This window comes from Ureibacillus manganicus DSM 26584 (assembly GCF_000772945.1).
Classification (GTDB): Bacteria; Bacillota; Bacilli; order Bacillales_A; family Planococcaceae; genus Ureibacillus; species Ureibacillus manganicus.
Map to the genome: position 1 here is coordinate 132,654 of NZ_JPVN01000011.1, position 9,417 is coordinate 142,070.

Genomic DNA, 9,417 nt, shown 5'->3' on the forward strand with positions numbered 1-9,417 from the left:
TCTCTATTAATTAACTATGAATTAAATTTCATAGAAATAGTTGAAATATCGTTTTCCTCATAGAATTAACGTAAATAAGTATCTATATTTTTCAAATGTTCATCATAGGTTTTTGCGAAATGATTTGTACCCTCTTTATCCGCTAAGAAATATAAATACTCTGTTTTTGTTGGATTTAACACAGCTTCTATCGAAGTTTTCCCAGCATTTGCAATTGGCCCTGGTGGTAATCCGTTAATAACATACGTGTTATATGGATTTTCTACTTTTAAATCTTCATAGAGCACTTGATCTTTATGAGATCCTAATGCATACAGTACAGTAGGGTCTGTTTGTAATGGCATACCTATCTCAAGTCGATTATAGAAAACACTTGCAATCGTCTCACGGTCTGTTTGGGCAGTTGCTTCTTCTTCTAAAAGTGAAGCAAATGTTAACAATTCGTGAACTGTCATTTGTTTTTCTTCTAGTAACGCACTATAACCTTTTAATACTTCCTCAGTTTGAGAGATCATTGTTTTTATTATTTCTTCTAAGGATGGATTCTCCTCATAGAAAGAATAAGTTGCTGGATATAAATAACCTTCTAATGCAAAACGGATATTCTCATTTAATATATCTTCCGTAATTAGTTCAGGATATGTGCCTATCATACTCTCGACAAATTCAGGTTTCGTTACTTTCTTCATAAATTCATCAGCTGTAAACTCTGTATTTTTTTCGATAACATTAGCAATCTGTTCAAGTGTTAACCCTTCTGGAACAGTAACTGTAAATACTGGTTCACGATAAACCCTTCCAGTTTTTAAACTCTCGATTATTTCATCTAATGTCATACTTTGAGTCATCGTATAATTACCAGCTTGGAAATCAGATTCATTTTTAAATTTTGTATAATATTTAAAAATTTGCGCATCTTTTATAATTCCATTTTCTTGTAGAATCTTTGCAATCGTTGTTAAACTTGATCCAATTGGAATTTCCACTTCAATTCCAGTAGTAGCTTCTGGATCAACAGGCTCAAGAGCAGATTGAATATAAGTATATCCAGCAAATGCTACGATTCCTATGATTAGAATAATTGCTAATGAAGTAAATCCAACTATTTTTCTAACAGTTCTACCTTCTTGTTTACGTTGTTTAACTTTCTTAAACATTTCTTGTTTTTTATCTTCTTTCTCATTTTCCACGGGTATCCCCCCTTACACCTTTTAATATGATACATAGAAACTATGAAATATTCAAATCATCTTTCATAGGTTTTATTTTGTAATTTTTTGAATTGAATAAAATTCGTCATTTTTACTATTCCCAAACAAATATTAATATATTCCAAATTCATCCAATAATAATTTTCATCGTATGATTTTTTTCGGAGTGCCGATTCACAGTACCATTTTTAATATTGCTAAATTCCTCCACTGACAAAATCAACACACGACATATTTATTATTATGTGCAGATTTCACTTAATTTTGACTATGTCGTGTGTCAAATTTGGCCACGGTGAAAAGTGAGGAGGTTATTTTTCGTTGGTTTATTTTGAATAGAATTATTTTCTTTTTGTTTTTTTAGTTCGATATAGAATTTTCATAATTGGATTAGAAATATTTTAGAGGAGTTTGAGATTATTTGATTCCACAAACACAAATTATCCATGGATTACACCTCATTGACAGTTGTGTTCAAATTTAAAGTAGAATTGTCCATGAGAAGCGTTCTATGAGACAAATACGGAAGTAACTGAGCGAGAAATGTCCCGTAGTAGCGCTCTATGAGACAATTGCGGAAGTAACTAAGCGAGAAATGTCCCGTAGTAGCGCTCTTTGAGACAATTGCGGAAGAATGTCAGCAAGAGATGTCTCGTAGAAGCACTCTATGAGACAAATGAAGAAAAAACCGAGCAAGAAATGTCCCGTAGAAGCGTTCTATGAGACAATTGCGGAAGAATGTCAGCAAGAGATGTCTCGTAGAAGCACTCTATGTGACAAATGAAGAAAAAACCGAGCATGAAATGTCTCGTAGAAGTGTGAAGCACCCTATGAGACAAATGAGGAAGGATCCAAGCGAGAAATGTCCCGTAGAAGCTTTCTATGAGACAAATACAGAAGAACCCAAGCAAGAAATGTCTCGTAGAAGCATTCTATGAGACAAATGAGGAAGGATCCAAGCGAGAAATGTCTCGTAGAAGCATTCTATGAGACAAATGAAGAAGAAACCGAGCAAGAAATGTCTCGTAGAAGCGTTCTATTGGACATTAGCGGGAGAATCACAGCGAGAAAAGTCCCGTAGGAGTGCTCTACGAGACAAAACAGTAAGTATAAATTAAAAAAATCCCATAGAAATTACAAAAATTCCACATATCACTCAAAACTAGCCCACCGAAACTTTCCTACCATCTTAAGGTTGGTGTCTAAAATCCTCTGAATCCTCTTCCTCGACTCCACAACCCCACCGCACCAGTCATAAATCGCCATTGTTGTAACCTTCCGCTCCGGAAAAAGCAACCGAAACTCACCAACACTCCGCAACACAGCTGAAGTCACCGATTCTTTATGGTCACAACTCAAGCAAACGCAACTTTGCCCTTCAACCACCAACGAAAATGAACTACATACTGCACAAGTTATCCCTTTTTTTAAATGATCATATTCGTATTCAGGTATTTGCTTGAAAGGGGAATCTAATAAATCCAATGACAATAATTTATCCGCTAAAATTTTATGTTTATTCGTCATTCGTGATGGTTTTGAATCTAGCTGTGTTAATAATTGAGTAATTTGCGTCGGAAATACAAAAGGTTTATTCATGGGGGCTTGATACAAGGTAAATGCTGGGTTAACAAAAACAATGGTGGATTTTATGGGTAAGGTGAATCCGTTATTTTGAAGCAGCTTGCGCAACAGCGTTTCCGCGCGCATTAATTGGCCGAGGGGATTCACAATTTCAACATCGCGCGAATTCGTATAAAGTTTATCTGACTCCGCTTCGTAATAATGATCCCCTTCAAAATTCTTCACTTCAAACACGATTAGACAATCTGAGATAATCATCAGGGAATCAATCTGAAACGTAGTTTGATTCACTTGCAGAAGTAAATCATTAATCACAAGACAATCGCACTTAACGAATTCAACAATATATCGATCAAACAATACCTCTCCCTCAAATCCCTTTTTCAGATTGTAAAAGTGAGTTTTGTCTTTCCCTGATAATTTCATACGATTGTTCAGTGATTCAATCATCAATAATTCACGAGATTTTTCTCTATTTTTTAAAATCAAATAAATCTCACACCTCACTCATATTATTAGTAGAATCTTCCAACTCTTATTCTATTAAGTTTCATTAAATAATCAAGGGGAAATTCCATAATAAAAATTTACAACATAAAACATAACAAAAAAGCCACAATCAATGCAGATTGCAGCTTTTCTCATTACAAACTATAATTTTTATCTTCCAGAAATTACATCAAGTTCATTTTCTACTGCTGCCCATTCTTCGTCAGAATCAATTGGAATTAGGTCAACCACTTCACCATTTTCACCAGCAATAAATGCAGCTGCAAAAATCTCTGACGCTTCTTCATCGTCAGCAAAGGTATAGAGGATATAAGACCTGTTGTATTCCTTCAATTCAAATCGATGTAGAATTTCACAGATGACTTCTTCACCCTCATCATCAGTTATTGTGAAGAAATTCGTTAAATCATCTGTAAATTCATGAACCAACGTGTTTAATACTTCTTCTACCATTTGCCATTCTTCTTCTGTTTCTAATGATGCAAAATTAGTCATTTCACCATTGTCATCTAATTCATAGCGGAGTGCGGATACTTCTGTACTTTCTTCTCCATTTTCATCAATTAATGAATAAAGTACATATGAATGCTCATCCGAATCAAATGTAAAAACGACCTTGCCTTGTTGCTCACTTCCGTCTTCCGTTACTACTGTAATTAATTGTTCTTCCATTTTGCACTCCTCCAAACTTTCAGTATCCTTAAAAAAAGGTAGGCAAACTTGCCTACCTTTTATATAAGATTATTCTTCGTCTTCGTCGTCTAATTCGTCTTCAAGAGTATTTAATACTTCCTCGATTAAATCCCATTCTGCTTCTGTTTCAATTGGTTCTAGCTCTCCGTCTTCCCCATTTTCAGAAGGTGTGAATGCTGAAGCAAAAATTTCAATTTGGCCTTCTGCATCTTCTTCTGCCCCAACTAATGAGTATAAAACATAAGACTTTCCAAATTCTTCTGAGTCAAACGTGTAAATAACTTCGCATAATTGTTCATTTCCATCTTCGTCAACAATAGTAATGTGACGGTGATCGTGATCGTGTTCATGTACCATATTGGTCACCTCTTCTATTAATATAAACTTCCTGTTAGTAAAGCTATTTGTATTTCTAGATGCAATGCATCTTTAATTAAAGGTTATCTTAAAATAAAGACGAACCTTTACTATCTAAATATCCTTGTAGGATCATGACAGCCGCCATTTTATCGATTACTTTTTTACGTTTCTTTCTACTAACGTCTGCTTCGATAAGCATTCGTTCAGCTGCCATCGTAGTTAAACGTTCATCCCAAAGCTTTACAGGAAAACCAAACGTATCTTCTAACAACTTTTTGTAACTTTGTGATGCTTCACCACGTGGACCAATTGTGTTATTCATGTTTTTAGGTAGACCAACAACAAATTCCGTAATAGCATATTCTTTAACAAGTTCTTTTATTCTTTCAATGCCGAACTCGCCTTCGTCTTCGTTAATTTGGATGGTTTCGATACCTTGTGCAGTCCAACCTAGCGCATCACTAATAGCGATACCAACTGTTTTAGACCCTACGTCTAAACCCATAATTCTCATTTTACTATTTTGCCTCGTTATTCTTTCTGATATAAAATTTTACAAGCTCTTCTAAAATTTCATCTCGTTCGAGCTTACGAATTAAATTACGTGCGTCCTGATGGCGAGGGATGTATGCAGGGTCACCTGATAATAAATACCCAACAATTTGATTAGTAGGATTATACCCTTTTTCTTCTAAAGATGAGTATACCTTTAATAAAACTTGCTTCACTTCTTGCTCCATCGATTCTTCTGGAAAACTGAATTTCATTGTTTGATCAAACGAACTCAAGACCAGCACCTCGCTCTCGAAGATAAGGGAGACCAAAAGCCTCCCCATTTTTTTCTATTATAACCCATTCTTGCTAGAGAGTTAAATGAATTTATAATAATAAATCTAAAGTTAAATTGATTTAACGTAATCATACACAGATTGAAGAGCTTCATCAAGTTTTGACACTTCTTTCGCACCAGCCATCGCCATATCTGGACGACCACCTCCGCGACCACCACAAAGTTCAGCCACTTGCTTTACAATATTCCCTGCATGATAGTTACCGCCAACTATGTCTTTCGTTACCCCTGCACACAACATTACTTTATCTCCGTCTACTGCACCTAGTACGATTACTGCATGATCCAATTTTTCTTTTAAATCGTCCATCATTTGGCGAAGTTGGTTGTTATCTTTTGCTTCTACACGAGTTGAAAGTACTGACACATCTCCAATTTTCTCAACTGCATTTAATACTTCCCCAGCTTGAGCATTAGCAATTTTTTGTGATAACGATTCATTTTCACGTTGTAGCTCTTTTAGATCATGTTGTAAATTTTCAACACGGTGAATTAGATCTTTTGGATTTGCTTTTAGTATAGCAGCTGTTTGCTCAATTAAACGTTGTTCTTCTTTTACAGCTTCAAATGCAGCTTTACCTGTAACAGCTTCAATACGGCGAGTACCAGCTCCAATACCACCTTCTGATACAATTTTAAACAATCCAATTTCTGAAGTACGATTAACGTGAATACCACCACAAAGTTCAACAGAATAATCACTTACTTGAACAACACGTACCACGTCTCCGTATTTTTCGCCGAAAAGTGCCATTGCACCCATTGCTTTTGCTTCTGCAATTGGCATTTCTTCGATGACTACTTGTATATCTTCCCAAATTTTTTCATTTACTATACGTTCAATACGTTCTAATTCCTCTTTGGTTGCAGCACCAAAGTGTGAGAAGTCAAAACGTAATCGATCAGGACCTACGTAAGAACCAGCTTGGTTAACATGTTCGCCTAGTACATCTTTTAATGCACTTTGCATGATATGTGTTGCCGTATGGTTTTTAACGATTAAGTTACGCTCAGCACGATCAACAACTGCAGACACTTTATTGTTCAAATGCATTTCACCAGACTCAACTACTACAGTGTGTAATGATTGGCCATTTGGAGCTTTTTGAACATCTTTTACAAATGCTTTAAATGAATCATTTGAAATCGTACCGTGGTCTGCTACTTGACCACCCATCTCAGCATAGAATGGTGTTTCAGCTAAAATAACAAGTACTTCGTCACCTTCTGATGCAACTTCAACAGCTTCACCATTTGCAACCATCGCAACTACAGTTGTTTCAGTTTGCAATGTTTCATAACCAACAAAATTAGATTCCATTGTTAAGTTTGCTAGAACTTCTGATTGCACTTGCATTGAGTCTACATCTGCACGAGCTGCTCTTGCACGTTCACGTTGTTCGTTCATTGCTAATTCAAAGCCTTCGTGATCAACTGTCATACCAGCTTCTTCTGCATATTCTTCCGTTAACTCGATTGGGAAGCCATATGTGTCATATAACTTAAATGCATCCGTACCAGGGATTACCGTTAAACCGCGCGCTTTTTCTTTCTCAATAACTTCAGAAAGTATAGATAAACCACCGTCTAAAGTTTCATGGAAACGGTCTTCTTCATTTTTAATAACACGCGCAACAAATTCATGCTTTTCTTTCACTTCTGGATAGAAGTCGCTCATGATTTCACCAACAGTTGGAACTAATTCGAACATAAATGGCTTTTCAATCCCCATTTGTTTTGCATAACGGACTGCACGACGTAATAGACGACGTAATACATAACCACGACCTTCGTTTGATGGAAGTGCTCCATCTCCAATAGCAAACGCAACAGTACGAATGTGGTCAGCAATTACTTTAAATGGCGTGTTAATATCTTCTGCACTACCGAAAATTTCTTGTAAATCGATCTCACCTGGACGTTTGTATTTACGGTTTGCATATTGTTCGATTTTCTCAATTATCGGCATGAACAAGTCTGTATCGTAGTTTGTAGGAACATTTTGCACAACTGAAGCTACACGCTCAAGTCCCATACCTGTATCAATATTTTGTTTTGGAAGCGGAGTATAAGTACCATCTGGATTATGATTAAATTGTGAAAATACTAAGTTCCATACTTCTAGGTAACGTTCATTTTCTCCACCTGGATATAGTTCTGGATCATTTTCATCGTTTCCGTATTCAGGACCGCGATCATAGAAAATTTCTGAGTTTGGACCAGATGGACCTTCCCCGATATCCCAGAAGTTCCCTTCAATTCGAATTAAACGTTCTTCAGGGATTCCAATTTCATTTTTCCAAACGTTATAAGCTTCTTCATCTTCTGGATGAATCGTAATTGATAATTTTTCAGGATCAAAGCCTAACCATTTTGAATCCGTTAAAAATTCCCAAGCAAAATGAATTGCCTCTTTTTTGAAATAATCACCGATAGAGAAGTTCCCCAACATTTCGAAAAACGTATGGTGACGTGCAGTTTTCCCTACGTTTTCAATATCGTTTGTACGAATGGATTTTTGTGCATTTGTAATACGTGGATTGTCTGGAATAACACGACCATCAAAATATTTTTTCAAAGTCGCAACACCTGAGTTAATCCATAATAATGAAGGGTCATTAATTGGCACTAAAGATGCAGAAGGCTCTTGTGCATGCCCTTTTTCAATAAAAAATTCTAAATATTTGCGGCGAATGTCTGTTGCTTTCATGTTAATTTCCTCCTAATTTGGTTTAATGATGTTGAGAGTCGGGTCGACTGATATCCGCCAAAACCGATGTGATATCCGCCAATTTCTCGAAATTTCCGCCAAGTTTGCTTTTAAATCTGCCAAAATGCAAGCGATATCCGCCAAACACCTTACAGCAGCGAAAGAAAACAAAAAAAGCCCTCATCCCATATAAGGGACGAAGACTGTTATCTCGCGGTACCACCCTCGTTATAAAAAATTGCATCCAAAACGATACATTTTTTATATCTCGAGCACTGTAACGTAAGTGAACGGCAGGGATTAGCTGCACTCTGGATTAGCTTTCAGTTACGCTCTCGTAAGATTCTTTCAGCCAAAGGAATCTCTTTCTGAAACGGTTAAGCAAAAACTTACTCTTTCCATCATAGTGTTTTTCATATTATGTTCTAGATTATATGCGAATGAAAGAAAAGTGTCAATTATAACCCAATTTTAGGGACGGAGGGGAGAGGTAATAGTTGCTGACCCCTTTTATGGCTTTTTATAAGAACATTTTGAATTTTACCAATTTGAACTATATTCTCTTGAAGGAATTAAACTAATGTTTGTAAAGCTATTTGCTAGATAAAATCAAAAAATCTCTTTGAAGTTATTATTGTCCCTGGTAATCCGGTTGGATAAAGAATATCATCGCCATTCCAAGTATTAGTTTCTAAATAACTAGCTTCAAATGATTTTATCGTGCCTACTCTACAGGTTTCACAAAGTTCTTCACAGGTTCGCTAAATAGTTTGAATTTTATCTCGTCAATTTTTGCCCCTCCTCTTTATTTTTACATACATAATAATAACTTGGTAGCATTTCTTTTTCTTTACAAGAAATGTTTACTTTTCGCTAACAACATCCTGAAATTCTATTTTCCCACTAAGACCTGATTTTTCATATGCGACTTTAAATCTTTCAGAACAAAGAAATGTTGCGAAAGTACCAAAAACAAAATCTCAAGTTTTAGAGAGTTTAATCTATCTTGGGGAGAGCCACTCCCTCATCCCGAGAGGTAATTTACACTCTACACATACCTCGAATTCACCTGTTTTTAGGTCAATTTGTTCTCCAAAAGCATATATGTCATCTTCGAAACGGTTAGCCTTGTTAAATACATAAAAATCCATCCCACACCTCTATTATATTTACATTTGGCATTCTGTCTTTTAACCAAGGTTGTTGATGAAAGCCATTAAATACTTTGTAAATTGTTGCTCTGTAACTCGTGGATTATTCTCTAACCAATTAACAACCCTGCCGTCATATTGTCTATGCCATGTTTGATATCCTCTATGAGAATCCAAAGCCTTAGCACGATACTTAAACATTGAGTTCTCTTTGAACTTACTTTTTAAGGTTGGTTGACTATTTAGAGATCTCATAATTTTTATTTGAAACAAGTCCTGCACTGGTCCTGTATATAACCTAATCGAGTAGGAGACTAGCCATTATTTGGCTAGTCGACCTCTCACACC

The 9,417-nt window shown here is 35.9% G+C and carries 8 protein-coding genes and 1 other annotated feature; all 8 genes read right to left on the minus strand.

Translation table 11 applies throughout. The features are described 5' to 3' along the window. Window positions 1-65 precede the first annotated feature (65 nt). On the minus strand, window positions 66-1,157 hold the full coding sequence (gene mltG, locus CD29_RS10680; protein WP_036186422.1) for an endolytic transglycosylase MltG: 1,092 nt from the start codon (window positions 1,155-1,157) through the stop codon (window positions 66-68). Between the two features lie 1,206 nt (window positions 1,158-2,363). Further along, on the minus strand, window positions 2,364-3,284 hold the full coding sequence (locus tag CD29_RS10690; protein ID WP_036186365.1) for a nuclease-related domain-containing protein: 921 nt from the start codon (window positions 3,282-3,284) through the stop codon (window positions 2,364-2,366). A 171-nt stretch (window positions 3,285-3,455) separates the two neighbouring features. Next, on the minus strand, window positions 3,456-3,977 hold the full coding sequence (locus tag CD29_RS10695) for a DUF1292 domain-containing protein (protein ID WP_036186367.1): 522 nt from the start codon (window positions 3,975-3,977) through the stop codon (window positions 3,456-3,458). Window positions 3,978-4,046: 69 nt separating this feature from the next. After that, the gene (locus CD29_RS10700) at window positions 4,047-4,355 is read right to left on the minus strand and encodes a DUF1292 domain-containing protein (RefSeq protein WP_036186370.1); all 309 of its coding nucleotides are present in this window, start codon (window positions 4,353-4,355) and stop codon (window positions 4,047-4,049) included. An 88-nt stretch (window positions 4,356-4,443) separates the two neighbouring features. Next, window positions 4,444-4,872 carry a Holliday junction resolvase RuvX gene (gene ruvX, locus CD29_RS10705; RefSeq protein WP_036186372.1) on the minus strand — a complete coding sequence of 143 codons (429 nt, stop codon included), beginning with the start codon at window positions 4,870-4,872 and terminating at the stop codon, window positions 4,444-4,446. Window positions 4,873-4,876: 4 nt separating this feature from the next. Continuing rightward, window positions 4,877-5,146, minus strand: a complete 270-nt coding sequence (locus CD29_RS10710) for an IreB family regulatory phosphoprotein (RefSeq protein WP_036186375.1) — start codon at window positions 5,144-5,146, stop codon at window positions 4,877-4,879. A 111-nt stretch (window positions 5,147-5,257) separates the two neighbouring features. Next, window positions 5,258-7,918 (minus strand): alanine--tRNA ligase, encoded by a 2,661-nt coding sequence (alaS, locus tag CD29_RS10715; protein WP_036186378.1) that lies wholly within the window; start codon window positions 7,916-7,918, stop codon window positions 5,258-5,260. A 189-nt stretch (window positions 7,919-8,107) separates the two neighbouring features. Next, window positions 8,108-8,332: a binding site (T-box leader), on the minus strand. 776 nt (window positions 8,333-9,108) lie between these two features. Continuing rightward, the gene (locus tag CD29_RS20265) at window positions 9,109-9,324 is read right to left on the minus strand and encodes a hypothetical protein (protein WP_211277457.1); all 216 of its coding nucleotides are present in this window, start codon (window positions 9,322-9,324) and stop codon (window positions 9,109-9,111) included. Window positions 9,325-9,417 lie beyond the last annotated feature (93 nt).

Excerpts from the sequence above, each read along its gene's own strand:
- mltG (WP_036186422.1), bottom strand. The coding sequence starts at position 1,157 with ATGTTTAAGAAAGTTAAACAACGTAAACAAGAAGGTAGAACTGTTAGA.
- CD29_RS10695 (WP_036186367.1), bottom strand. The coding sequence starts at position 3,977 with ATGGAAGAACAATTAATTACAGTAGTAACGGAAGACGGAAGTGAGCAA.
- CD29_RS10700 (WP_036186370.1), bottom strand. The coding sequence starts at position 4,355 with ATGGTACATGAACACGATCACGATCACCGTCACATTACTATTGTTGAC.
- ruvX (WP_036186372.1), bottom strand. The coding sequence starts at position 4,872 with ATGAGAATTATGGGTTTAGACGTAGGGTCTAAAACAGTTGGTATCGCT.
- alaS (WP_036186378.1), bottom strand. The coding sequence starts at position 7,918 with ATGAAAGCAACAGACATTCGCCGCAAATATTTAGAATTTTTTATTGAA.
- CD29_RS20265 (WP_211277457.1), bottom strand. The coding sequence starts at position 9,324 with ATGAGATCTCTAAATAGTCAACCAACCTTAAAAAGTAAGTTCAAAGAG.